The sequence below is a fragment of the Hydrogenophaga sp. RWCD_12 genome (assembly GCF_046604225.1).
Taxonomy (GTDB): Bacteria; Pseudomonadota; Gammaproteobacteria; order Burkholderiales; family Burkholderiaceae_C; genus Hydrogenophaga.
In genome coordinates, this window is the sequence record NZ_JBKIXC010000006.1 from 272,459 (window position 1) to 295,477 (window position 23,019).

At 68.2% G+C, this 23,019-nt stretch carries 23 protein-coding genes; 11 read left to right on the top strand and 12 right to left on the bottom strand.

What is annotated here, in order from left to right; genetic code table 11:
- Positions 1 to 22 precede the first annotated feature (22 nt).
- The 5 genes from ACLIJ1_RS22390 to ACLIJ1_RS22410 all read left to right on the top strand — a co-directional run bounded on the left by ACLIJ1_RS22390 (position 23) and on the right by ACLIJ1_RS22410 (position 6,513).
- Positions 23 to 1,642, top strand: a complete 1,620-nt coding sequence (locus tag ACLIJ1_RS22390) for a Re/Si-specific NAD(P)(+) transhydrogenase subunit alpha (protein WP_411367781.1) — start codon at positions 23 to 25, stop codon at positions 1,640 to 1,642.
- A gap of 16 nt (positions 1,643 to 1,658) precedes the next feature.
- Entirely contained in the window at positions 1,659 to 3,077 is a 1,419-nt protein-coding gene (gene pntB / locus ACLIJ1_RS22395) for a Re/Si-specific NAD(P)(+) transhydrogenase subunit beta (protein WP_411367782.1), read from the top strand.
- 249 nt (positions 3,078 to 3,326) lie between these two features.
- Positions 3,327 to 5,024, top strand: coding sequence for a long-chain-fatty-acid--CoA ligase (locus ACLIJ1_RS22400; RefSeq protein WP_411367783.1), 1,698 nt, complete (start codon positions 3,327 to 3,329; stop codon positions 5,022 to 5,024).
- A 65-nt stretch (positions 5,025 to 5,089) separates the two neighbouring features.
- Complete coding sequence (locus tag ACLIJ1_RS22405) at positions 5,090 to 5,839, top strand: 5'-methylthioadenosine/adenosylhomocysteine nucleosidase (RefSeq protein ID WP_411367784.1); 750 nt, start codon at positions 5,090 to 5,092, stop codon at positions 5,837 to 5,839.
- Entirely contained in the window at positions 5,836 to 6,513 is a 678-nt protein-coding gene (locus ACLIJ1_RS22410) for a dihydrodipicolinate reductase (RefSeq protein ID WP_411367785.1), read from the top strand. The genes ACLIJ1_RS22405 and ACLIJ1_RS22410 overlap by 4 nt, the downstream gene beginning before the upstream one ends.
- Positions 6,514 to 6,518: 5 nt before the next feature.
- On the opposite strand, the gene corA is transcribed toward ACLIJ1_RS22410, so the two are convergent.
- From corA to ACLIJ1_RS22470, 12 genes are all read right to left on the bottom strand, one after another.
- Entirely contained in the window at positions 6,519 to 7,505 is a 987-nt protein-coding gene (corA, locus tag ACLIJ1_RS22415) for a magnesium/cobalt transporter CorA (protein WP_411367786.1), read from the bottom strand.
- 175 nt (positions 7,506 to 7,680) lie between these two features.
- Positions 7,681 to 8,949: a patatin-like phospholipase family protein gene (locus ACLIJ1_RS22420; RefSeq protein WP_411367787.1), complete on the bottom strand. Its 1,269-nt coding sequence runs from the start codon at positions 8,947 to 8,949 to the stop codon at positions 7,681 to 7,683.
- 48 nt (positions 8,950 to 8,997) lie between these two features.
- Entirely contained in the window at positions 8,998 to 9,492 is a 495-nt protein-coding gene (locus ACLIJ1_RS22425; RefSeq protein WP_411367788.1) for a cytochrome c-type biogenesis protein, read from the bottom strand.
- 3 nt (positions 9,493 to 9,495) lie between these two features.
- Entirely contained in the window at positions 9,496 to 10,023 is a 528-nt protein-coding gene (locus ACLIJ1_RS22430) for a DsbE family thiol:disulfide interchange protein (RefSeq protein ID WP_411367789.1), read from the bottom strand.
- Positions 10,020 to 12,023: a heme lyase CcmF/NrfE family subunit gene (locus ACLIJ1_RS22435; RefSeq protein WP_411367790.1), complete on the bottom strand. Its 2,004-nt coding sequence runs from the start codon at positions 12,021 to 12,023 to the stop codon at positions 10,020 to 10,022. Before ACLIJ1_RS22435 ends, ACLIJ1_RS22430 begins: the two co-directional genes overlap by 4 nt.
- 3 nt (positions 12,024 to 12,026) lie before the next feature.
- Positions 12,027 to 12,494 (bottom strand): cytochrome c maturation protein CcmE, encoded by a 468-nt coding sequence (gene ccmE / locus ACLIJ1_RS22440; protein ID WP_411367791.1) that lies wholly within the window; start codon positions 12,492 to 12,494, stop codon positions 12,027 to 12,029.
- Complete coding sequence (ccmD, locus tag ACLIJ1_RS22445) at positions 12,491 to 12,670, bottom strand: heme exporter protein CcmD (RefSeq protein ID WP_411367792.1); 180 nt, start codon at positions 12,668 to 12,670, stop codon at positions 12,491 to 12,493. Before ccmD ends, ccmE begins: the two co-directional genes overlap by 4 nt.
- Positions 12,667 to 13,443: a heme ABC transporter permease CcmC gene (gene ccmC / locus ACLIJ1_RS22450; protein WP_411367793.1), complete on the bottom strand. Its 777-nt coding sequence runs from the start codon at positions 13,441 to 13,443 to the stop codon at positions 12,667 to 12,669. The genes ccmD and ccmC overlap by 4 nt, the downstream gene beginning before the upstream one ends.
- Positions 13,444 to 13,486: 43 nt before the next feature.
- Positions 13,487 to 14,182 (bottom strand): heme exporter protein CcmB, encoded by a 696-nt coding sequence (ccmB, locus tag ACLIJ1_RS22455; RefSeq protein ID WP_411367794.1) that lies wholly within the window; start codon positions 14,180 to 14,182, stop codon positions 13,487 to 13,489.
- On the bottom strand, positions 14,179 to 14,799 hold the full coding sequence (gene ccmA / locus ACLIJ1_RS22460) for a cytochrome c biogenesis heme-transporting ATPase CcmA (RefSeq protein ID WP_411367795.1): 621 nt from the start codon (positions 14,797 to 14,799) through the stop codon (positions 14,179 to 14,181). Before ccmA ends, ccmB begins: the two co-directional genes overlap by 4 nt.
- 17 nt (positions 14,800 to 14,816) lie before the next feature.
- Positions 14,817 to 15,833, bottom strand: a complete 1,017-nt coding sequence (locus ACLIJ1_RS22465) for a c-type cytochrome (RefSeq protein WP_411367796.1) — start codon at positions 15,831 to 15,833, stop codon at positions 14,817 to 14,819.
- Positions 15,830 to 16,675 carry a c-type cytochrome gene (locus tag ACLIJ1_RS22470; protein WP_411367797.1) on the bottom strand — a complete coding sequence of 282 codons (846 nt, stop codon included), beginning with the start codon at positions 16,673 to 16,675 and terminating at the stop codon, positions 15,830 to 15,832. The genes ACLIJ1_RS22465 and ACLIJ1_RS22470 overlap by 4 nt, the downstream gene beginning before the upstream one ends.
- A 148-nt stretch (positions 16,676 to 16,823) precedes the next feature.
- On the opposite strand from ACLIJ1_RS22470, the gene ACLIJ1_RS22475 reads away from it, so the two are divergent.
- From ACLIJ1_RS22475 to ACLIJ1_RS22500, 6 genes are all read left to right on the top strand, one after another.
- Positions 16,824 to 17,144: a c-type cytochrome gene (locus ACLIJ1_RS22475; protein WP_411367798.1), complete on the top strand. Its 321-nt coding sequence runs from the start codon at positions 16,824 to 16,826 to the stop codon at positions 17,142 to 17,144.
- 37 nt (positions 17,145 to 17,181) lie between these two features.
- A complete protein-coding gene (locus tag ACLIJ1_RS22480) occupies positions 17,182 to 18,279 on the top strand; it encodes a 6-bladed beta-propeller (protein ID WP_411367799.1) in 1,098 nt (365 codons plus the stop codon).
- A 325-nt stretch (positions 18,280 to 18,604) separates the two neighbouring features.
- A complete protein-coding gene (locus ACLIJ1_RS22485; protein WP_411367800.1) occupies positions 18,605 to 19,384 on the top strand; it encodes a hypothetical protein in 780 nt (259 codons plus the stop codon).
- 88 nt (positions 19,385 to 19,472) lie between these two features.
- The gene (locus tag ACLIJ1_RS22490) at positions 19,473 to 20,501 is read left to right on the top strand and encodes a peptidyl-prolyl cis-trans isomerase (RefSeq protein WP_411367801.1); all 1,029 of its coding nucleotides are present in this window, start codon (positions 19,473 to 19,475) and stop codon (positions 20,499 to 20,501) included.
- A gap of 97 nt (positions 20,502 to 20,598) precedes the next feature.
- Positions 20,599 to 22,491 carry a hypothetical protein gene (locus tag ACLIJ1_RS22495; RefSeq protein ID WP_411367802.1) on the top strand — a complete coding sequence of 631 codons (1,893 nt, stop codon included), beginning with the start codon at positions 20,599 to 20,601 and terminating at the stop codon, positions 22,489 to 22,491.
- A gap of 43 nt (positions 22,492 to 22,534) precedes the next feature.
- On the top strand, positions 22,535 to 23,014 hold the full coding sequence (locus tag ACLIJ1_RS22500; RefSeq protein ID WP_411367803.1) for a c(7)-type cytochrome triheme domain-containing protein: 480 nt from the start codon (positions 22,535 to 22,537) through the stop codon (positions 23,012 to 23,014).
- Positions 23,015 to 23,019: the final 5 nt, after the last annotated feature.

Sequence of the window (23,019 nt, forward strand, 5' to 3'; positions counted from 1 at the left end):
TTTCCGCATTGAGGACTGGCCCATGACTTCTGGCGCACCGATCGAAACCACCGCCCCAGCGCCGCAGCGCATTGGCGTACCCCGCGAAATCTTCCCCGGCGAAAAACGCGTGGCGACCGTGCCCGAGGCCGTGGCCAAACTGGTCAAGCTGGGATTTGCCGTGGTGGTGGAGCGCGGCGCGGGCGAACAGGCACAGCTCGGCGATGACGACTACCGCGAGGCCGGCGCCAGCATCGCCGGTTCGGCCGCCGAACTCTGGAACAGCGCCGACATCGTCTTCAAGGTGCGCCCGCCGACCACCGACGAGGTGGCGCTGATGCACGCGGGCCAGACCCTGATCGGCTTCATCTGGCCGGCCCAGAACCCCGAGCTGATGCAGCAACTGGCCGCGAAGAAAGTGACCGCGCTGTCCATCGATGCGCTGCCGCGCACCCTCAGCCGCGCCCAGAAGATGGACGCGTTGACCTCGATGGCCGGCGTCAGCGGCTACCGTGCGGTGGTCGAGGCGGCCAACGCCTTCGGCCGCTTTTTCAACGGCCAGATCACCGCCGCGGGCAAGGTGCCGCCGGCCAAGGTGTTCATCGCCGGTGCCGGCGTGGCCGGCCTGGCCGCCATCGGCGCTGCCGCCAGCCTGGGCGCCATCGTGCGCGCCAACGACACGCGCGCCGAGGTGGCCGACCAGGTGGTCTCTCTCGGCGGCGAGTTCGTCAAGGTCGACTACGAAGAAGAAGGCTCCGGCGGCGGCGGGTACGCCAAGGTCATGAGCGAAGGCTTCCAGGCCGCGCAGCGCGAGATGTACGCGAAGCAGGCGCGCGAGGTGGACATCATCATCACCACCGCGCTGATCCCGGGCAAACCGGCGCCCAAGCTGATCACCGCCGAGATGGTGCGCAGCATGAAGCCCGGCAGCGTGATCGTCGACATGGCGGCCGAGCAGGGCGGCAACTGCGAGCTCACCGTGCCGGGCGAGGCGGTGGTGCGCCACGGCGTCACCATCGTCGGCTACACCGACCTGGCCTCGCGCATGGCACGCCAGTCGTCCACGCTGTACGCGACCAACCTGTTCCGTCTCAGCGAGGAGTTGTGCAAGACCAAGGATGGTGTCATCAACGTCAACATGCAGGACGACGCGATCCGCGGCCTGACGGTGGTCAAGGACGGCGAAATCACCTGGCCCGCGCCCGCGCTGGTTGCCGCGCCCAAGCCGCCACCCAAACCCGCCGTGGCAGCGGCACCCAAAGGGTCGGCCCATGGCCCCGGCGAACCGATGTCGGCCAAGACCCTGGCCATCGTGTTCGGCGTCGGTGCGCTGCTGTTCGCGCTGGTCGGTATGTACGCACCGGCGGCGTTCCTGTCGCACTTCACCGTCTTCGTGCTGGCCTGCTTCATCGGCTACATGGTGGTGTGGAACGTCACGCCCTCGCTGCACACGCCGCTGATGAGCGTGACCAACGCGATCTCGTCGATCATCGCCATCGGAGCGCTGATCCAGGTCGCGCCGCCGCTGGACGCGACCGGCGTCGCCGACCGGCCCAACAGCCTGATCCTGGGCTGTGCCGTGCTGGCGTTGGTGCTCACCGCCATCAACATGTTCGGCGGCTTCGCCGTCACCCGCCGCATGCTGGCGATGTTCCGCAAATAAGAAGAGGACACACTCCATGACCTCCAGCCTGGCCACCGTGTCGTACATCGGCGCGACCATCCTGTTCATCCTGAGCCTCGGCGGCCTGTCCAACCCCGAGACCGCCCGCCGCGGCAACCTGTTCGGCATGGTTGGCATGGCGATTGCCGTGCTCGCCACCGTGCTCGGCCCGCGCGTCACGCCGGCGGGCATTCCCTATATCGTCGGTGCCCTCGTGGTCGGCGGCGCCATCGGCCTCTTCGCTGCGAAAAAGGTGCAGATGACGCAGATGCCCGAACTGGTGGCGCTGATGCACAGCCTGGTCGGTCTGGCGGCCTGCCTGGTGGGTTTCGCCAGCTACGTCGACACCTCGACCGTCTTTCCCTCCGAGGCCGAAAAGGCCATCCACGAGGTCGAGATCTACATCGGCATCCTGATCGGTGCGGTCACCTTCTCGGGCTCGCTGATTGCCTTCGGCAAGCTCTCGGGCCGCATCGGCGGCAAGCCGCTGCTGCTGCCGGGGCGGCACTTCCTGAACCTGGCCGGCCTGCTGGTTGTGCTCTGGTTCGGCCGCGCGTTCCTGCACGTGCCGGACATCCAGGCCGGCATGACGCCGCTGATCGTGATGACGGTGATCGCGCTGCTTTTCGGCATCCACATGGTCATGGCGATCGGCGGTGCCGACATGCCGGTGGTGGTCTCCATGCTCAACAGCTACTCGGGCTGGGCGGCCGCTGCCACCGGCTTCATGCTCAGCAACGACCTGCTGATCGTGGTGGGCGCGCTGGTGGGCTCCTCGGGCGCGATCCTGAGCTACATCATGTGCCGGGCAATGAACCGCAACTTCATCAGCGTGATTGCCGGTGGATTCGGGGGCGGTGCGCCGGCACCCAAGGCCGCCGCCGGTGCCGCGGCCGAACCGCAGGGCGAGGTTTCGCCGATCAGCGCGACCGAAACCGCCGAGCTGCTGCGCGAAGCCAAGAGCGTGATCATCGTGCCGGGCTACGGCATGGCGGTGGCGCAGGCCCAGCACACGGTGTTCGAGATCACCAAGCTTCTGCGCGAGAAGGGTGTCAACGTGCGCTTCGGCATCCACCCGGTGGCCGGCCGCATGCCGGGCCACATGAACGTGCTGCTGGCCGAGGCCAAGGTGCCCTACGACGTGGTGCTGGAGATGGACGAGATCAACGAGGACTTCCCGGAGACCGACGTGACCATGGTGATTGGCGCGAACGACATCGTGAACCCGGCCGCGCAGGACGACCCGACCAGCCCGATCGCCGGCATGCCGGTGCTCGAAGTCTGGAAGGCCCGCACCAGCATCGTCATGAAGCGCTCCATGGCCAGCGGCTACGCGGGCGTCGACAACCCGCTGTTCTACAAAGAGAACAACCGCATGCTGTTCGGCGACGCCAAGAAGATGCTGGACGAAGTGCTGGGCGCCTTGCGGGGCTGAGCGCGGCCCGACCAGGCCATCGGGTCTCGGCCCGATCGGCCCCCCGCGCAAGGCCCGGCATGTCCGGGCCTTGTCGTTTGCGGGACTCTCCCTGACAGCGGTTGAGTCACTTTTGATAGCGGTCAAGTCGCGGAAAACGCGGGATGAGCGTGATGCGTCAGAATCACGTCAGGGAAAACACGCGCTCCGCTTCGGAGCCGGAACGGGAGAATGCACGATGCACCACCACACGATCCTGGAGACCCTTTCATGACTGTTTCGACCCAGGCGTCCACCGCTCGTCCCTGGCTGGGGGCGTACCCGGAAGGCGTGCCGGCCGACATCGACGTCGAGCAATACCCGTCGCTGGTGCACCTGCTGGAAGAGAGCTTCCAGAAATACGCGAACCTGCCGGCCTACAGCTTCATGGGCAAGGACGTCACCTACGCGCAGGTCGACAGCCTGTCCCAGGCGTTTGCGGCCTACCTGCAGGGCCTGGGGCTGGTCAAGGGCGATCGCGTGGCGATCATGATGCCCAACGTGCCCCAGTACCCGGTGGCGGTCGCCGCCATCCTGCGGGCCGGCTTCGTGGTGGTCAACGTCAACCCGCTGTACACCGCGCGCGAACTGGAACACCAGCTCAAGGACTCGGGCGCCAAGGCCATCGTCATCATCGAGAACTTCGCCTCGACGCTGGAGCAGTGCATTGCCGCGACGCCGGTCAAGCACGTGGTGCTGGCGGCCATGGGCGACCTGCTCGGCCTGATCAAGGGCGGCATCGTCAACTACGTGGTGCGCAACGTCAAGAAGATGGTGCCAGCCTTCGACCTGCCGCAGGCGGTGCGCTTCAACGAGGCGATTGCCCGCGGCACGCGTGGCAGCCTCAAGCGGCCCGACATCCGGCCCGACGACGTGGCCGTGCTGCAGTACACCGGCGGGACCACGGGCGTGTCCAAGGGGGCCGTGCTGCTGCACCGCAATGTATTGGCCAACGTTCTGCAGTCCGAGGCCTGGAACGCACCGGTGATGAACAAGGTGCCGGCCGGCGAACAGCCGACCAGCGTCTGCGCCCTGCCTCTGTATCACATCTTCGCGTTCACCGTGAACATGATGCTGGGCATGCGCACCGGCGGCAAAGTGATCCTGATCCCCAACCCGCGCGACCTGCCGGCGGTGCTCAAGGAGCTCTCCAAGCACACCTTCCACAGCTTCCCGGCGGTCAACACGCTGTTCAACGGCCTGGCCAACCACCCCGATTTCGGCACCGTCAACTGGAAGAACCTCAAGGTCTCGGTCGGTGGCGGCATGGCGGTGCAGGGCGCGGTCGCCAGGCTCTGGCTGGAGAAGACCGGCTGCCCGATCTGCGAAGGCTACGGTCTGTCGGAGACCAGCCCTTCGGCCAGCTGCAACCCGACCACCAGCACCGAGTACAGCGGCACGATCGGCGTGCCGCTGCCCAACACCTGGATGATCTGTCTGGACGATGAGGGGCATGTGGTGCCGCAAGGCCAGCCCGGCGAAATCGCGATCAGGGGCCCCCAGGTCATGGCCGGCTACTGGCAGCGGCCCGACGAGACGGCCAAGGTCATGACCGCCGACGGCTTCTTCAAGACCGGCGACGTCGGCATCATGGATGCGCGCGGCTACTTCAAGATCGTGGACCGCAAGAAGGACATGGTGCTGGTCAGCGGCTTCAACGTCTACCCGAACGAGATCGAGGACGTGGTGGTGCAGCTGCCGGGCGTGATGGAGTGCGCCGTGGTTGGCGTGCCCGACGAAAAGTCGGGCGAAGCCGTCAAGCTGGTGATCGTGAAGAAGGACCCGTCGCTGACGGAAGCGCAGGTGCGCGACTTCTGCAAGGCCAACCTGACCGGCTACAAGCAGCCCAAGCTGGTCGAGTTCCGCGAAGAGATGCCCAAGACACCGGTGGGCAAGATCCTGCGGCGTGAACTCAGGGACAAGAAGTAGCCACGTCGGCTGCGACACAATGACGGAGCGGCTTCGGCCGCCTTTGTCATTTCCGGAGTCCTCGCATGACCAGAACCGCCATCGTCGCCGCCCTGCACGACGAACTTGCCAGCGTGCTGGCGCTGATGCCCGACGAGCAGAAGCAGGTGATCGGCGGGCGCGAGTTCTGGGTCGGGCATCTGCACGGGCAGGAAGTGGTCGCGGTGCTCTCGGGCATCGGCAAGGTGGCGGCGGCGACCACGGCAACGCTGCTGGTCGAGCGCTTTCGCGTGCAACGCATCGTGTTCACCGGCGTGGCTGGCGGACTGGGGCAGGGCGTGAAGGTGGGCGACGTGGTGCTGGCGCGCAGCTTCCTGCAACACGACATGGACGCTTCGCCGCTGTTCCCGCGCCACGAGGTGCCGGGCTACGGACGAGCCCGTTTCGAGGCCGACGGTGCGCTGGCCGACGCGCTGGAGCTGGCCTGCGAGCGCATGCTGCACAGCCTGCCGCAGCAACTGGACGCCAGCACCGTCGAGGCCTTCGCTCTGCAGGCGCCTCGCTTGCACCAGGGGCTGCTGATCAGCGGCGACCGTTTTGTTGCCACGACCGCCGAGAGCCAGGCGCTGCAGCGCGAATTGCCCGAGGCGCTGGCGGTGGAGATGGAGGGCGCGGCCTTTGCACAGGTCTGTCACGACTTCGGCGTACCGCTGGCGGTGGTTCGCACGGTCTCCGACCGCGCCGACGACGCGGCGCATGTGGACTTCCCGCGTTTCCTGCGCGAAGTCGCCAGCCGATACAGTGGGGCGCTGATGGACACCCTTTTGCGCGCATGAATCCTCCAACTTTCCTGATCGCCGGCACCGGGAAGCTGGCGCGCGAACTGCTGACCGGTCTGGCTCCACACGCGCAAGCATGGAGCGACCGCGACGCCGTCATTGCGCCGTTGGCGCAGGCGGTGGTGCACGCCGGCTCGGGGCGGGAGCTGCCGGCGATCCTCCGGTTCTGCAGCGAGCGCTCGATCCCGTTGATTGAACTGTCCACCGGGACGGATGTAGCCCGTCTGGCTCAGGGCGTGCCGGTGGTGGTTTGCGCCAACGCCAACCTGCTGATGCTCAAGTTCATGGCCATGCTCAGCCGCAGCGGGCCGTGGTTTCGAGGTGAGCCCATCCGCCTGACCGAATCGCACCAGGCCGGCAAGACGTCGGTGCCTGGCACCGCGGTTGCCATGGCCGCGTCGCTGGGCCTGTCTTCGCAGGCCATCGTCTCGGTTCGCGATCCCGGGCGGCAGTCGCAGGCGTTGGGGATTCCCGGCGAGACCCTGGAACGCCACGCCTTCCACCGCATCGAGATCGGCGAGGGCGACTGCCGGCTGCGGCTGGAGACCCTGGTGACCGGCGCTTCGCCCTATGCCGATGGAGTCCGGCGCATCGTCGAGGCGACGCTGGCCCAGCCGCTGGAGCCACGCTGCCACGACGTGGTGGAGTTCATCGAAAACGGCTGGCTGTAGCGGGCCTACTTCAACCAGCCGCGCTTGCGGAAGTACAGCATCGGCACCACGGCCGACAGCACCATCAGGCCCAGCGCGAACGGGTAGCCCCATTTCTGGCTCAGCTCGGGCATGTACTGGAAGTTCATGCCGTAGAGACTGGCGATCAGCGTCGGAGGCAGCAGCGCGACGCTGGCCACCGAGAAGATCTTGATGATCTTGTTCTGGTTGATGTTGATGAAACCGACCGTCGCGTCCATCAGGAAGTTGATCTTGTCGAACAGGAATGCCGTGTGGCCATCCAGCGAGTCCAGGTCGCGCAGGATCTGGCGCGCGTCTTCGAACTGCTCGGCGTTCAGCATGCGGCTGCGCATCAGGAAGCTGACCGCGCGTCGAGTGTCCATGACATTGCGGCGGATGCGGCCGCTCATGTCTTCGTGGCGCGCAATCGCGGCCAGCACTTCGCTGGCCTTGTTGTCGGTGACCTCGCCAGCCAGCACCTGGCGGCTGACGGTTTCGAGGTCGTCGTAGATGTCTTCGAGCGTGTCGGCGCAGTACTCCGCGTCGGCGTCGAACAGCATCAGCAGCACATCCTTGGCGTTTTCGATCAGGCCGGGCATGCGGCGCGCGCGCATGCGCAGCAGACGGAACACTGGCACGTCTTCGTCGTGGATCGAGAACAGCACGCCCTGGCTTTTCAGCTCGGCGTTGTGCTCGTTGAGGATGAAGGCCACGCGGATCGCGCGCGGGTCGGCCTCGTCGTCGATCAGGAAGTCGGAGCGGATGTGCAGCTCACCGTTGTCTTCCTCGAAGAAGCGGGCCGACTCCTCGATGTCCTCGTCCATCGCGTCTTCCGGGATGGAGAGACCGAAGTGCTGCTTGACCCAGCGGCGCTCTTCCAGCGTGGGGCTTTCGAGGTCGACCCAGATGGGCTTGAAGCGGGTCAGCTCTTCGAGCGACTCGATTTCTTCCTGGAACAGGCGGCCGTTGGCCAGGGTGAAGACGTTGAGCATGGGGGCTCCCGGACGGGGTCTGGCGGGGCCGGGCACGCGGTGCGCCGGCGGGCGGATCGGGCGGCGCTTTCAGCCGGCCGGCCGCCTGGACATCAGACGATCGCGGGGAGGGCTGAAAGCACACAACTGGGGGGTGTGCTTTCCATGAGTGGCTCTCGAAATCGGGAAGTCTGGATTATGGCACCGCGTCTTGTCCGGGCTTCGTGCCGTCAGCGGTGAAAAAGGCCTTCAGTTCGGCCTGTCGGCGCCATGCATCGTGTTCGCCGAGCTCTATCAGGGCGTTGACGAAGGGTGGCTCGAACATCAGGTAGCTGGCCAGCGAGGCTGCGCTGCCGGCCGCACCGCGCCCGGTGTCCAGTGCGCCCAGGCCGATCAGCGTGTTGCGGGTCGGCGCGGGCAGGCAGGCGATGTGTTTGCGGGTGAGTTCGTCTAGCGAGAAGCTGGGCTGCAGGGCCAGCACCTGCACCGGCCGGTAGGGCAGCGCGGCGGCCAGTTCGGGGGGCAACTGTGCCACGGTCTGGCTCACGCGCTGGGTCTGCTCGACATCGGCCATCAGGGTGTCGTGAAACACGCAGGCCATGGCGTGCCCGGCGATGGTGCCGGCGGTCGGCTCACCAGCCATGCGCGCCGCCAGGCCCGTGCGCTGGGGCTGGCCGACACCGATCGTCAGGATGCGACGGGCGCCAAACTGGATCGCAGGTGACAGCGGCGAGAGCTGGCGCATCGAGCCGTCACCGAAGTGTTCGCGGTGGCCGTCGACCCACAGCGGCACGGCGGGGAACAGGAATGGAATGGCGCTGGAGGCCATCAGGTGTTCGATGGTGACCGGCTGGAAGTCGGCGCGACGGCCCGGACGGTGCCAGGGCGTGATCGGCGAGCCCGGCCGGGTCTGGCAGAAGGTCCAGTGTTCACCGGTGGAATAGCTCGATGCTGTGACGCCCAGGGCTTCGATGTGACCTTCGAGCAGGTTCTGCTGCAGCGCGCGCAGGTCGATGGCCTGGTGCAGCGTGGCCACCAGCGGCAGCGTGTCGAGCAGCGCGTGGTGGCGGCGCACCTGCCGGGCCAGGGTGAGGCCGGCGAACAGGCGGCTGGCGCGCACCCAGCGCGGCGCCTCCAGGTGATAGACCTTGCGGGACCTCAAGGTGCTCCAGAAGGCGGTCAGGTCGTGGAAGGCCATCAGGCCCTGGTCGGCGCGGCTGGCGAGAAAGGCCGCGTTGAGCGCGCCGGCGGAGGTGCCCAGCAGCCAGCGGAAGGGAAATGCCGGGCGCTGGACCTTGCCCTCGGCGCACCAGTGGGTGTGCATCATGGCGAGCGCCTTGAGCACGCCTGCCTGGTAGGCGGTGCGCGCGCCGCCGCCCATGAGCACCAGCGCACAGCCGCCCCGGTCGGGCCGCGCCTGGGCCGGGCTCATCAGGTTGTGTGTGATCAGCGTATCGAGGGACACCGTTCCGCGATCATGGCACAGGCCACTGCACGCCGAAGGGCAGCGCGCTCAGGCGTCGCGCGCGGGCGACGGTGCGTCGTCCAGCAGCGCGGCGGCGCGCTGCGCGGCCTCGGCATCCAGCGGTGCGTCCGTCTCACGGACCGCGCCCCGACCCAGGTGGCGCCACAGCACGATGGCCCCGAGCAGCAGGAGCAGCAGTGGCCCGCCCCACAGCAGCACGGTGGTGGCCTTGAGCGGCGGGCGGTAGAGCACGAAGTCTCCGTAGCGCTCGGTCATGTAGTTGATCACGTCCTGTTCGCTGCGACCGGCGCGCAGCTGTTCACGCACCTGGTTCTTCAGGTCGATCGCCAGTTCGGCGTGCGAATCGGCCAGCGACTGGTTCTGGCAGACAAGGCAACGCAACTCGGCCGCGAGGTGGTTGACGCGTTCTTCCAGCGCCGGGTCGGCGGCGGCAGGCAACGCTTCTGCGGCGATGGCGGTGCTCGCCGACACGGCCATCAGCGTGGCGATCAGCCAGGGTCGGAGCCAGCGTTGCAGCGTCATGGCTCAGCCTTGCAGCTTGCGCACCAGCGGCATCAGCTCGGTGTCCCAGACCTCCTGCGTCACCGGGCCGATGTGCTTGTGGCGCACGATGCCGGCCTTGTCGATGACGAAGGTCTCTGGCACGCCGTAGACGCCGTAGTCGATGCCGACGCGGCCATCGCGGTCGCTCAGCGATGCGGTGTACGGGTCGCCGAACTGGCGCAGCCACTCCAGCGCGTTGCGCCGGTCGTCCTTGTAGTTCAGGCCATAGATCGGCACCGCCTTCTGTTTGGCCATCTCGACCATCACCGGATGCTCGACGCGGCAGGCGACGCACCACGAGGCCCAGACGTTGAGCAGCCAGACCTGGCCCTTGAGGTCGGCGGCGGCCAGCGATTGCTCTGGCTGGTGCAGCCGTGGCAGGGAAAACGCCGGGGCGGGCTTGTCGATGAAGGGCGATGGCACTTCGCGCGGATTGAGCTGCAGGCCCACGCCCAGCACGGCGGCCAGTGCCACGAAGGCCGCCAGCGGCAGGAAGAGTTTGAGTTTCATGGGGTGACTCCCACGGGCTGTGCCAGTACCGGATCGGTCAGTGGTTTCGCGGTGGGCGACAGGGCCAGGCGGTAGCGCCGGTCGCTGGCGGCGAGCAGGCCACCCAGCGCCATCAGCAGCGCGCCGCCCCAGATCCAGTCGACGAAGGGCTTGAGGTAGATGCGCACCGTCCAGGTTTTTTCGTCCAGCGGTTCGCCCAGAGAGACATAGAGGTCGCGCGTGAGGCCGGCGTCGATGGCGGCCTCGGTCATCGGCATCTGCTGCACCTTGTACAGGCGCTTCTCGGGCGACATGGTGAATGCCGTGTCGCCCTCGCGCTGCACCTCGATGCGCGCACGCACGGCCACGAAGTTGGCGCCGGTGGTTTCTTCGACGCCCTGGAACACGAAGCGGTAGCCGCCGGCGGTGGTGCTGTCGCCCACCGTCATCTTCACGTCGGTCTCGATTTCGTAACCCTTGACCATGGTCACGCCGACGATGAACACACCCACACCCAGGTGCGCCACCACCATGCCGAACCAGCTGCGCGAGGAGCGCGAGAGCTGGGCGAAGCGCGAGCGCAGGCCGCCGCCCGGTTCGCCGCGCAGGCGCTGCAGCAGCACGGCGGCGGTGCTGGCGAATACCCAGGCCGCGAGGAACAGGCCCAGTGCGACCCAGGGGCTCCAGCGTCCCGCCGCCCAGGGCAGCAGCACGGCCACCAGCGCCGACACAATGGCGGTGCCGCGCAGCCGCTGGCCCAGCTCGGCGGCGGTGGCCGACTTCCAGCGTGCCAGCGGCCCGGCACCCATGAGCAGGATCACCGGCGCCATCAGGGGCACGAACACTGTCTCGAAGTAAGGCGCACCCACCGAGATCTTTCCCAGCTGCAGCGCGTCCAGCAGCAATGGGTAGAGCGTGCCCAGCATCACCGCGCTCGCGGCGGTGAGCAGCAGCAGGTTGTTGCCCAGCAGGAGCGACTCGCGCGACAGGCGGTCGAAGCGGCCGCCGAAGCCCACGCTGCCGGCGCGCCAGCCGAACAGGGCCAGCGAGCCGCCGATGGTCACGCCCAGAAAGGCCAGGATGAAGATGCCGCGCGCAGGATCGGTGGCAAACGCGTGCACCGAGGTCAGCACGCCCGAACGGACCAGGAAGGTGCCCAGCAGGCTCAGGCTGAAGGCACCGATCGCGAGCAGCACCGTCCAGGCCTTGAAGACACCCCGCTTTTCGGTCACGGCCAGCGAATGGATCAGCGCGGTGCCGACCAGCCAGGGCATGAAGGACGCGTTCTCCACCGGGTCCCAGAACCACCAGCCGCCCCAGCCCAGTTCGTAGTAGGCCCACCAGCTGCCTAGCGCGATGCCCACGGTGAGGAACAGCCAGGCGGCGGTGGTCCAGGGCCGCGACCAGCGCGCCCACGTGGCGTCGAAGCGGCCAGCCAGCAGGGCCGAGATGGCGAACGCGAACGCGACCGCGAAGCCGACGTAGCCCATGTAGAGCATGGGCGGGTGGATCACCATGCCCGGGTCCTGCAGCAGCGGGTTCAGGTCGCGGCCGTCCAGCGCGGGCGGGTGCAGCCGCTCGAAGGGGTTGGACGTCAGCAGCACGAACAGCAGGAAGCCCACCGCGACAAAGCCCATCACACCCAGCACGCGCGCCACCATCTCCAGCGGCAGCCGCTGCGAGAACAGGCTGACCGCCAGCGTCCACAGCGAAAGCATGAACACCCACAGCAGCATCGAGCCCTCGTGGCTGCCCCAGGTGGCGGCGATGCGGTAGGCCAGCGGCAGCTCGCTGTTGGAGTTGGACGCGACGTTGACGACCGAGAAGTCGTTGCCGATGAACGAGGCCATCAGGCTGAAGAAGGCCAGCGCGATGAAAACGAACTGTGCCTGCGCCGCCGGGCGGGCCAGCAGCATGGCGGCGGTGTTGCCGCGCGCGGCGCCGACGATGGGCAAGGTGCCCAGCGCGACCGACACGAACAGGGCGACGATCAGCGCGAAGTGGCCGAGTTCAGGCAGCATGGTTCATTTCCCCGCGGGCTGGAGGGTCTGGGCGGCGCTGGTCTGCGCCTTTTGCGCGCGCTCCAGGGCGGTGGCCGCTTCGGGCGGCATGTAGTTCTCATCGTGCTTGGCCAGCACTTCCTGTGCGCGGAACACGCCGTTGGACGACAGGCGGCCCTGCGTGACCACGCCCTTTCCTTCGCGGAACAGGTCGGGGAGGATGCCGGTGTATTCGACCGGCACGCGCTGCACGGTGTCGGTCACGGCAAAGCGCACTGTCACGCCGTTGGCCTGGCGCTGCACGCTGCCGTTTTCCACCAGGCCACCCATGCGGAACAGCCGCTCCTGCGGCGCCTTGTTGGCCACCACGTCGGACGGGCTGAAGAAGAACACCACGTTGCTGCGGAAGGCGTTGAGCACCAGTCCCACCGCGATCGCGCAGAAGGCGACCAGCAGGCCGGCAAAGACCAGGCGCTTGCGGCGTGGCGTCATTGGTCGCTTCCGTGGATCAGCAGGTGCTGTTGCACGGTCTGGCGGGCCTGGCGCTGGCGGTGCAGCAGCAGGACCACTTCCCACACCAGCGCACCGGCGACCATCAGGTAGGAGCCCCAGACGTAGAGGGCGTAGCCGCCCATGTCGAGAAAGTCGGCGAAGCTGGACCAGTTCATGGGGTTTCCTGCACCAGGCGCTGCACCCAGTCGGTGGCTTTCTCACGTTCGAGAATGATCGAGCGCAGGCGGTGCAGCGCGGCGGCGATGGCATAGGCCCAGAACGCGCCGACCATCAGCAGCATGCCCAGCAGCATCTCGCTGGCCATGCTCGGCGCGCGCGTGACGCTGACCGACGAGCCCTGGTGCAGCGTGTTCCACCACTGCACCGAGTAATAGATGATGGGCACGTTGACCACGCCGACCAGGGCGATGATGGCGCCGGCGCGGTCGGCGCGGCGCGGGTCTTCGATCGCGCCCTGCAGCGCCATGAAGCCCAGGTAGAGAAAGAGCAGCAGCAGCTCGGAGGTCAGGCGCGCGTCCCAGACCCACCAGGCCCCCCAGGTCGGTTTGCCCCAGAGCGCGCCGGTCCACAGGGCGATGAAGGTCATCAGCGCGCCGGTCGGCGCCAGGGCCGTGGCCATCATCGACGACAGCCGTGTGTTGAGCACCAGGCCCATGCCTGCCCAGCCGGCCATCACCACATAGATCAGCATCGACATCCAGGCCGCGGGCACGTGCACGAAGATGATCCGGTAGGCGTCGCCTTGCTGGAAGTCGGTCGGCGCGAACAGCAGACCGACCGCCAGACCCGTCACCATCAGCAGCAGCGAGACCCCGACCGCCCACGGCAGGATGCGGCCGATCAGCGGATAGAAGGCCTGCGGCGCCGCGAAGCGGAACCAGCGCAGGCGCTCGGTCGCGGGCGGGAGGGAGGTGGTGATGCCGTTCATCGGGGTGCTGGAATGCAAAACGCGTGCCGGAAGACGGAGGTGCTCATTCGCAGGCGATGCGCAGCGCCTGCGCCAGCGCCCACGGCAGCAAAGCCAGGCCCAGCGCGAGGATCGCGCCGAGCAGCGACAGCTGGGCCATCGGGTCGATACCGCCGGCCTGCGCCGCGACCGCCCCGGCACCGAAGATCAGGATCGGCGCGTTCAGTGGCAGCACCAGCAGCGCGGTCAGCACGCCGCCGCCGCGTAGACCCAGCGTGAGCGCGCTGGCGGTGGCGCCGATCAGGCTGAGCGCCGGCGTACCCAGCAGCAGCGAGAACACCAGCACGCCGATGGTCGCGCGGTCCAGCCCGTATTGCAGGCCCAGCAGCGGCGCCATCAGTGCCAGCGGCACGCCGGTCGTGAGCCAGTGCGCGATCACCTTGGCCAGTGCCAGCGCCGACAGCGGATGCGGCTTGAGCAGCAGTTGCTCCAGCGTGCCGTCGGCGTGGTCGGCGGCGAACAGGCGCGGCAGCGACAGCAGGCTGGCCAGCAGTGCCGCGACCCAGAGCACGCCCGGCCCGATGTTGCGCAGCACATTGGGTTCGGCGCCGATGGCCAGCGGGAACAGGCTGGCCACCATGACGAAGAAGATCAGCGTGGTCACGGCGTCGCCGCGGTGGCGCGCGACGATGCGCAGGTCGCGCCAGAGCACGGCAGCGAAAGCCTGGCGAAGCGAAGGCAGTGCGTCGGGGGGCGTCATGGTGCGAGCTTCAGCGACCGGACAGCAATGCCCTCCAGCGCCAGCGGCTGGTGGCTGGTGAGCACCGCCATGCCGCCGCCGGACACATGGTCCTGCAGCGTGCGGCGCAGCAGCGCGACCGCCTCGGCGTCCAGCGCGTTGAAAGGTTCGTCGAGGATCCACAGCGGTGGCGGCGCCAGCAACAGGCGCGTCAGCGCGGTGCGGCGCCGCTGTCCCGCCGAGAGCACGCGCACCGGCAGACCGGCGATGCGCCGCAGACCCATGCGGTCCAGCGCCTCGAACACCTGCGCGCTGCCGATGCCAGGCAGCCCGGCGGTACGGGCGTCCGAAAGCAGGTTCTCTTCGGCCGTGAGCTCGTCCTTGAGGGCGCCCAGGTGGCCGAGGTAGAGCAAGGCGCGGCCATAGGCGTCGCGCTCGCGGGCGATGGGCTGGCCCATCCAGCGCACCTCGCCGGTGGCGGGCAGACCGAGCCCGGCGAGGATGCGCAGCAGGCTGGTCTTGCCGGCGCCGTTCTCGCCCTCGACCTGCAGCAGATCGCCCGGTGACAGCGTCACATTCAGGCCGCGGAACAGGCGGCGGTCGCCGCGCACACAGGTCAGGTCGATGGCTTCGAGCATGGTCTGGCGCTCGATGTTCAGCTGCCCGCAGGCCGCACGAAGGCGCGGCGCACATAGGCACTCACAGCCTGGATCTCTGCCGGCTGGAGCACGTGCTGCCAGGCTGGCATCGAGGTGCCGGGAAGGCCTTCGCGGATGGTTTTCTGCAGGCGCTGTGCCGTCATCTCGGTGGCGGTGTAGGCGGTCAGGTCGCGTGCCTTGGGTTCCATGAACTGGCCGATCCAGTTCTTGCCGGTGCCGTCGGCGCCGTGGCAGAAGGCGCAGTTGGTCTGGAACAGGGCCTCGCCGCGCTTCTCCTGCGCGCTCAGGTGGTCGATGGCGGGCACCACGTCGTGCTTGGCGTAGACGCTGGCGCTCGATACCGCGTCCACCACCGTCTGCTGCCCGGGCAGGAAGCCCATGCGCGGGTAGGACAGCGGGCGCGAACTCCAGGCCGGGCCTTCGTCGCTGACATGGGCGCGGTCGTGGCACGAGATGCAGCTGCCGAGGTAGAGCTGGCGGCCGAGCTGTTGCGCGGCGTTCAGCGATTCGGCGGGTGCATCGAGCTGGATCTCGCCGCGCACGAAGGGAAACGCCGCGCGAAAGCGCTGGTGGTCGGGCCAGCCGTTGGCCTCGGTGTGGTACGCCGTGTTGGGCGCCTTGCGCTGCACGAATTCGCTCTCGACAAAGGCCGCGACAGCGCGCATCTCCGCGTCGTTCAGGATCCCCTTGAACGGCTTCATTGCGGTGCCTGCACGGCCCTCGTGCAGCGTGCGCAGCATGCTCTCCTGCGTCAGTGCCGGACTGGCGGTGAAGTCGCGCGGACGCGGGCTGAGATAGCTCGCGGCCAGGGTCTTGGCGTCGCCGGAATACCCGTGGCAGAAGTAGCAGCGGAAGTTGTAGACCTTGCGGCCGAGCTCGACGTCACCGGCCGCCGGCGCCGGAACGGGGAACGCAGCGGCAACCGGCGACACCGGCGCCTCGGCTGGCGCGTCGCAGCCTGCGAGCAGCAGCGCCAGCACCATGCCGCACAGGAAGCGCCAGACGCCGCTCACCGCTTGCCGTCACCCTTGGCGGCCACAGCCTTGGCCGAGATGAAATTCTGGAACACGTACTCGACGACATCGGCCATCTGCTGCGGCGTGGTGACCTGTTTCCAGGCCGGCATCTCGGTGCCCAGCCGACCCTCGGAGACGGCCGCGTAGAGCGCGACGCGGTTGAAGCGGTTGCGCGATTCGTCGGTCTGGAAGTTGCGTGGCTTGGGGTTGATGAAGTAGGCGCGCGGACCGGCACCGTCGCCCTGTGCGCCGTGGCAGGTCGCACAGTTGGCCAGATAAAAAGCACCCCCACGCTTCGCGTCTCCCTTCAGACCGTTGAGGAGGCCAGCCGTCATGTCGACCCGGGTGGGGGTGGAAACCGGGTCCGCCTCGCGCCCGCCGTGCGCCTTCGTTCCCGAGATCTGCGCGGGCGTGTTGGCGTGCGCCATGGCCGGGTCGGCCAGCACGTAGCGGGTCAGCACGTAGTCGGCCACCACCGCGATGTCGGCGTCCGAGAGTTGCGTCTTCCAGCCCATCATCGCGGTGCCGGGTCGGCCGTGGGTGATCGCCAGCACGATGCGTTCGCGCGAGAGCTCGCGGCGCGACGCTTCACTGGTGAAGTCGCGCGGCGGGGTCGAGAGCGAGCCACTGGCGCGGCTCTGTCCGTTGCCCTTGTCCCCGTGGCAGACCGAGCAGTAGTTGTGATAGAGCGTGGCGCCGCGGGCGGCGGTGCTGCTGTCCGCACTGTCCACGGCGGCCGGCGTGGCAGCGCGGGCCAGTCCCGCGACCAGCAGCGCTGCGAACAGCAGGGCGATGCGCCAGAGCATGGCGAAGCGGAGGGGCAGGGCACTCGTGGTCATGGTGTGGGCATCGAAAGGCAGAGGCGTTCACACCGCCAATGCAAGTTCTCTGCCATTGGCACACCACTTGCAAGAAAGCGCCGCAGGCAGCGACAACGGCCCCGCGGGTGGGACGCCCGCAGCCCTCATCAACCCGGAGTGCATCACCATGAATTTCCCAAGAACGGGACAAAAGCTTCTCAGTTTCGGTATCGGCCTGATGGCCTGTGTCGCGGGTCAGGCCTTCGCGGCCGACGGCAAGTCGGTGTACGACAAGACCTGCGTGGCCTGCCACGCCAGCGGCGTCGCCAACGCGCCGAAGTTCGGTGACAAGGCCGCCTGGGCACCGCGCGTGGCCACCGGCAAGGACGCCCTGCTGGCCTCCGTGGTCAAGGGCAAGGGCGCGATGCCGCCAAAGGCCGGCAACGCCGGGTTGAGCGACGACGAGATCAAGGCTGCGATCGACTACATGGTGAGCGCCGCCAAGTAAGCACCATGCCGCAGCGCATGGCCACCAGGGCTCTGCCATGAAGCGCAGCACCGTGTTGCGCGGTCTGCTGCTGGGCGCGCTGCTGCAGCAGAGCGGCTGCATGCAGCCGCCCGCTGCGCGGCCACCGGCGGAGCTGCCGCAGTTTCCGCCGCCGCCGGACGAGCCGCGCTTTTTCTTCGAGCGCACCATCCGCTCCAGCGGCGACGTGGTGCCCGAATCCAGCGCTGGTGGCCTGCGCCGCATGGTCACCGGTGAAACGCAGGCAGGTGAGCGCCTGTCCAAACCCTATGCGGTGGCGGTCTACCGCGGCCGCATCTTTGTGTCCGACACCGTGCAGCGCCACGTCACGGTGTTCGACGTGCCCAAGGGCAAGGTCTCGCGCATCGGCGACACCGAAGGCGAGGGCGACCTGATCAAGCCCATCGGTCTGGACGTCGATGCGGCGGGCCGGCTCTATGTGGCCGACACCGGCACACGGTCCGTCATGGTCTACGACACCGACGGCAAGTTCCTGCGCCGCATCGGTGGCGAGAAGTGGTTCCTGCGGCTGTCCAGCGTGACCGTCGATCCGGGTGGCACACGCGTCTACGCGGTGGACATCGGCGGTGTGTCCTCGGAGCAGCACCAGGTGCGCGTGTTCGACGCGGTCAGCGGCGAGCACCTGCACGACATCGGCAAACGCGGCAGCGGTCCCGGGGAGTTCAACCTGCCGCGCGACCTTGCCATCGGGCGCGAAGGCCGCCTGTATGTGGTCGATGGTGGCAACTTCCGCGTCTGCGTGTTCGACCGCAACGGCAAGTACCTCAAGAGCTTTGGCAGCATCGGCAAGCAGTACGGACAATTTGCGCGGCCCAAGGAAATCGCGGTCGACCGCGATGGCAACCTTTACGTGGTCGACACCGCGTTCGGCAACTTCCAGGTCTTCAATCCCGAGGGCGAGTTGCTGCTGTTCGTCGGCGACCGCAACGAACGCGACGGCCCGGCCAGGTACATGCTGCCCTCGGGCATCGCGGTCGATGAGGATGGTCGTGTCTACATGGTCGACCAGTGGTTCCGAAAGATCGAGGTCTACCGCCCCGCCAGCCTCAAGCCTGGCGCCGGCTTCCTTGTGCTGCAGCCGACGGCGGCGCGCTGAGCGCTGAGCGCGAGAGCGCTGCGCTTCCCGCCGATGGGAGTGCGGTTCCTGAAATCGGGACTGCCGACCGGTGCCGACCGGCGCTAGCGGGGAGAAAGCAGGGGCAGACCCGTCGCGTTCCCAGTGGCACGGAAACTGCTGAAACGCATGTGTCATGCGGGGCATTGAGGGGTGCCGGGCCTGACGACTGTTCAACCATCTTCGAAAGGCGCATATGAAAGCGATCAGGCTATTCGATCGAAGGCAGTGGAGGGCGGCGTCCGCGGGATTCGTGGCGGCGCTGTGTCTGCTCCTGGGAGGCACGGCTGCGGCGCAGACCGGCATCGTGACCACCAAACACAACCTCGGTTCCACCGGCACCAACAACCACGTCTCCGAGACCGCCGAAGTCTGCGTGTTCTGCCACACGCCACACGGCGGCAGCACGACGGCGCCGGCGCCACTGTGGAACAAGCGCCTGGGCGCCGAAGGCGTGCCCGCCGGCGGTGGCACCTACACGACCTATGCGTCGCTGCAGACCCCGTCGCTGGACGGTACGGTGGCCCCGGTCGGGTCGATCTCGATGGCCTGCCTCTCGTGCCACGACGGCACACAGGCGATGGACAACATCATCAACGCCCCGGGCTCCGGCCAGGTGGTCGCCGATGGTGGTGACATCAATGGCCGTCCCTACACCTGGACCTCGGCGGTCGCAGGCGTGGTCGACACCAACGGTCGCCTGCTCAGTGGCGCGGCCGCGATCGGCACCGACCTGTCCAACGACCACCCGATCGGCATCCAGTACTGCGGTGGCCGCGTCGCCGGTCCGACCAGCGCCTGCAAGGACGAGGACTTCAATGCTGTGCAGAACGCCACCATCAACGGCAACAACGTGTTCTGGGTCGACACCGGTGGTGCCGGCAAGCAGCGCACCGACCTGCCGCTGTATGTGCGCGCCGGCAGCGAAGCCCTGGGCCCGCTGGTCGAGTGCGGCAGCTGCCACGACCCGCACGTTTCCGCAGGCCAGGCTGGCCCGGTGGCTTCCGGCGGCCGTGTCGCGGGTGAAACCTTCCTGCGCATCAGCAACGCCTCCAGCGCCGTGTGTACCGCCTGCCACGTGAAGTAAGCATCGGCATTGCACGGTCAGTGACGGGGCCAGGCATGCTTGTGCCTGGCCCCGTTCTCGTTCTGTCCACCGTTCGAGGATGAATCCCATGCGAACCACCACCCTGGCTTTTGCGCTGGGAATGGGCCTGGCGCTGCTGGCCCCTGGCGGCGCCGGCATGGCGGCCGACGCTGCCACCGCACCCGCCGCTCCTGTGGCGGCCCCGTTCGCCACCGTGGGCGACACCGTGATCAGCGCCGCCGACTACCAGCGCGCGCTGGCGGTGGCGATGCGCAAGAAGTACTACCACGCCAAACCGCCCGAGGGTGAGTTCCAGCAGTTCCAGCGCGAGGTCGGCGACGAGGTGGTCAACCGCGTGTTGCTGCTGAGCGAAGCGCGCCGCCGCGGCATCCAGCCCGACGCCGAGAAGATCGCCGCCACCATCGCCGGCTACGACCAGCAGTACGGTGGCAGCGAGACCTGGAAGACCAGCCGCGAGAAGATGCTGGCGGCCGTGCGGCCCCAGCTCGAGAGCGAGAGCCTGCTGGACCGGCTCACGCGCCTGGTGAAGGACAACGTGCCGCCGCCGACCGACGAAGTGGCCCGCAGCTTCTACGAGAAGAACAAGACCCTGTTCGTCGAGCCCGAACAGGTCCGGCTCAGCCTGATCCTGCTCAAGGTCGACCCCAGTTCGCCGCAGTCGGTCTGGAACAGCGCCAAGGAAGAGGCCCAGCGCATCCACAAGCGGCTCAAGGGTGGTGCCGACTTCGCCGAACTGGCCCGGTTGCATTCGGGTGATGCATCCGCCCCGAAGGGCGGGCAGATGGAATACACCCACCGCGGCATGCTGCCCGAGGCGCTGGCCGGCGCGGTCGACAAGCTCAAGGCGCACGAGGTTTCCGAGCCGGTGCCGATCCTGCAGGGCATCGCCATCCTGCGGCTGGACGACCGCAAGTCGGCGCAGCAGCGCCCGTTCGACGCGGTCAAGGCGCGCGCGGCCGAGCTGTGGCAGCGCGAGGAGGGCGAGAACCGCTGGAAGAAGCTGATCGCGGACCTGCGCCGCGCCACGCCGGTCCGCATCGATGAAAGCCAGTATGTCCCGCTGCCCGCGACGGCCGAGAAGTCGCGCGCAGGCTGACCCGCGGTGGGTGCCCATGCGGTCCGACCGGCGTGTTGATCGAGCAGGGTCCGGGCGTCGCGCGTCGCGTGCCCTGCCGGGTTGGCGGCCGGTTCTGGTGTCTGCGGTCGCCGGTGTGCTGCTGCTGCGCGCGCCGCCGGCCGGCGCGGCCAGTTTCGAGCCCGGCACCGAAGCGGATCCGCCGACCGGCGCCGTGCCGGCGGCGCCCGCGCCATCGGTGACCGACGGCATCCGCTGGGAATTTGCTCCGCTGGCGTACTCGGGCAATGTGTCGCTCGACGGCCGCTGGCAGAGCCAGGAAGGTGGCCTGCGTTCGCGCCAGGGCTTGATGGTGGGCGACATCGAGTTCGCGACCTACATCTGGCAACCCTGGTTCGTGCAGCTGCGTGTCGGGCTGGGCGCGGTGCTGGCCCGCGACGTCACCGGTGAGGCCGGTGGACCCTCGCGCAGTTCGAGCAACCCCTCGACCACCGGCCGCCTGAACCTGTCGGTGTTCCCGATGAGCCGCTTCCCGTTCGAGCTGCGGGTCGAGCAGGGCGACAGCCGGGTGCGCGGCGATGCGGTGGGCACCGACTACCGCACGCAACGCCTGACCCTCAGCCAGGCCTACACGCCCGAGACCGGCAACACCCACCTCAACCTGCTGCTCGACCATGGCCAGCGCACGACCGCGGACGGCGAGGACGACGCCGTGACCAACCTCAGTGCCACCGCGTCGCACCAGTGGGAGCAGCACGTGCTCAACCTGTCGGCGCAGCATGTGGTCAGCCGCAACAGCCTCTCGGACTCGAACAACCGCAACAGCGCGCTCTCGCTGCACCACAACCACAACCCCTCGCCGTCGCTGCAGACCGATTCGCTGGCCAGCTGGAACCGCTCGGTGTTCACGGCCGGCGAAGACCTCGCCGCGTTCGACGCCTCGACCGACATTCGCCAGGTCTCGACCTTCGCCAGCTGGCGGCCGGCCGAGGGCCAGTGGTTCCATTCGACCGATGCGCCGGTGAGCATCACCGGCAGTGCCCGTCTGGTCGAAACCCGCCAGGGTGGCTCGGGCGACACGCGCGCCCAGCGGGCGATGAACCTTGCCCTGGGTGCTTCGAAGGACCTGACAACGGCGGTGCGGCTCAGCGGCAGCGCCTCGACCTCGCTGATCCAGACCGACGGCCTGGCCGACAGCCAGTTCACCAGCGCGACCCTGGGCGCCGCCTGGGCGCCGCCGGCCGTGCCGGTGGGCGAGTGGCGTTATGCGCCTTCGCTGGGGGGCAACGTGGGCGTGAGCCAGAGCACGCGCGACGGCAGCCGGCAGTCGCTGGGTGCGCAGGTCGCACACTCGGTGTCGCGACCGATTCCGCTGGGCGACAACGACAGCGTCTCGCTCGCGTTCTCGCAGAGCCTGGCCGCGTCGCACGAGACCGCGCAGAGCGAGTGGACGCAGCAGCTGGTCCATTCGGGCAACCTGTCCTGGCAGGCCTACAGCGGCGAGGCGACGCAGAGCTACGCATCCTTCTCGCTCAGCGACTCGCGCAACATGGGCGCGACCGGCGGCAGCTTCCAGCTGGCCAATCTGCAGGTCAGCCGACGCACCCAGCTCTCGCGCGATGCCAGCTGGTCGGGCAACCTGACGCTGCAGACCAGCCGCAACCAGGACAGCCGACAGGGGTCCACCGGCACCACCGTCAGCACTGACGGGCCGCTCAACGAGAGCAGCAACGCGCAGCGCTTCTACAGCGGCTCGCTGACCTACGAAAACCGCCGCATCTTCGGCGTGCCGCGCCTGCGTTTCACCGCCACGCTCAGCCTCAACAGCCAGCAGCTGGACAACCGCTCGCCGGCCGACATCGACGCGCCGCGCGAGCGCATCACCAAGTCCATCGAGGGCCGCTTCGACTACGCGATCGGCAAGCTCGACACCCACCTGACCACCCGCTGGGTCGAGGCCGACGGCCGGGGCAATGCCTCGGTGTTCTTCCGCATCCAGCGCCACTTCTGATGTCTTCCAGCCACCTCACCGCTTCCACCTCCAGGAGATCACTGTGATCCAGACAAGAACTCCCCACCGCCGCTGGCCGCTGGTCCTGCTGACCATGCTGGCCGCGCTGGCGCTCTGGGCCCTGACGCCCAGGCCCGCGCTGGCCGAATACGGCGACGTCGTCATCAACAACTACTCCGACGCGGCGGGCATGCGGCCGGTGGTGTTCCCGCACTGGTTCCACCGCGTGCGCTTCCGCTGCAAGGTCTGCCACGCGGACCTGGGCTTCCAGTTCAAGGCCGGCGGCAACCAGATCAACATGCTCAAGATCATCGACGGCCAGTACTGCGGCTCCTGCCACAACGGCGAGATCGCCTGGTCGGCCGAGAACTGCAACCTCTGCCACTCCGGCAAGCCCGGCACGCCCACGCAAGTGCACGAGAGCACGCTGCAGAAGCTCAACGCCGCCGCCGGTCCCGCGGCACCCGCTGCGGCCAACGTGGCGCCCGCGGCGTCCGCCGCCACACCGCCGGCGAAGAAGTAGGAGCT

Excerpts from the sequence above, each read along its gene's own strand:
- ACLIJ1_RS22480 (WP_411367799.1), top strand. The coding sequence starts at position 17,182 with ATGAAGCGCAGCACCGTGTTGCGCGGTCTGCTGCTGGGCGCGCTGCTG.
- ccmE (WP_411367791.1), bottom strand. The coding sequence starts at position 12,494 with ATGACGCCACGCCGCAAGCGCCTGGTCTTTGCCGGCCTGCTGGTCGCC.
- pntB (WP_411367782.1), top strand. The coding sequence starts at position 1,659 with ATGACCTCCAGCCTGGCCACCGTGTCGTACATCGGCGCGACCATCCTG.
- ACLIJ1_RS22470 (WP_411367797.1), bottom strand. The coding sequence starts at position 16,675 with ATGACCACGAGTGCCCTGCCCCTCCGCTTCGCCATGCTCTGGCGCATC.
- ACLIJ1_RS22390 (WP_411367781.1), top strand. The coding sequence starts at position 23 with ATGACTTCTGGCGCACCGATCGAAACCACCGCCCCAGCGCCGCAGCGC.
- ccmA (WP_411367795.1), bottom strand. The coding sequence starts at position 14,799 with ATGCTCGAAGCCATCGACCTGACCTGTGTGCGCGGCGACCGCCGCCTG.
- ACLIJ1_RS22405 (WP_411367784.1), top strand. The coding sequence starts at position 5,090 with ATGACCAGAACCGCCATCGTCGCCGCCCTGCACGACGAACTTGCCAGC.
- ccmD (WP_411367792.1), bottom strand. The coding sequence starts at position 12,670 with ATGAACTGGTCCAGCTTCGCCGACTTTCTCGACATGGGCGGCTACGCC.
- ACLIJ1_RS22490 (WP_411367801.1), top strand. The coding sequence starts at position 19,473 with ATGCGAACCACCACCCTGGCTTTTGCGCTGGGAATGGGCCTGGCGCTG.
- ACLIJ1_RS22435 (WP_411367790.1), bottom strand. The coding sequence starts at position 12,023 with ATGCTGCCTGAACTCGGCCACTTCGCGCTGATCGTCGCCCTGTTCGTG.
- ACLIJ1_RS22410 (WP_411367785.1), top strand. The coding sequence starts at position 5,836 with ATGAATCCTCCAACTTTCCTGATCGCCGGCACCGGGAAGCTGGCGCGC.
- ACLIJ1_RS22400 (WP_411367783.1), top strand. The coding sequence starts at position 3,327 with ATGACTGTTTCGACCCAGGCGTCCACCGCTCGTCCCTGGCTGGGGGCG.
- ACLIJ1_RS22430 (WP_411367789.1), bottom strand. The coding sequence starts at position 10,023 with ATGAAACTCAAACTCTTCCTGCCGCTGGCGGCCTTCGTGGCACTGGCC.
- ACLIJ1_RS22475 (WP_411367798.1), top strand. The coding sequence starts at position 16,824 with ATGAATTTCCCAAGAACGGGACAAAAGCTTCTCAGTTTCGGTATCGGC.
- ccmB (WP_411367794.1), bottom strand. The coding sequence starts at position 14,182 with ATGACGCCCCCCGACGCACTGCCTTCGCTTCGCCAGGCTTTCGCTGCC.
- ccmC (WP_411367793.1), bottom strand. The coding sequence starts at position 13,443 with ATGAACGGCATCACCACCTCCCTCCCGCCCGCGACCGAGCGCCTGCGC.
- ACLIJ1_RS22425 (WP_411367788.1), bottom strand. The coding sequence starts at position 9,492 with ATGACGCTGCAACGCTGGCTCCGACCCTGGCTGATCGCCACGCTGATG.
- corA (WP_411367786.1), bottom strand. The coding sequence starts at position 7,505 with ATGCTCAACGTCTTCACCCTGGCCAACGGCCGCCTGTTCCAGGAAGAA.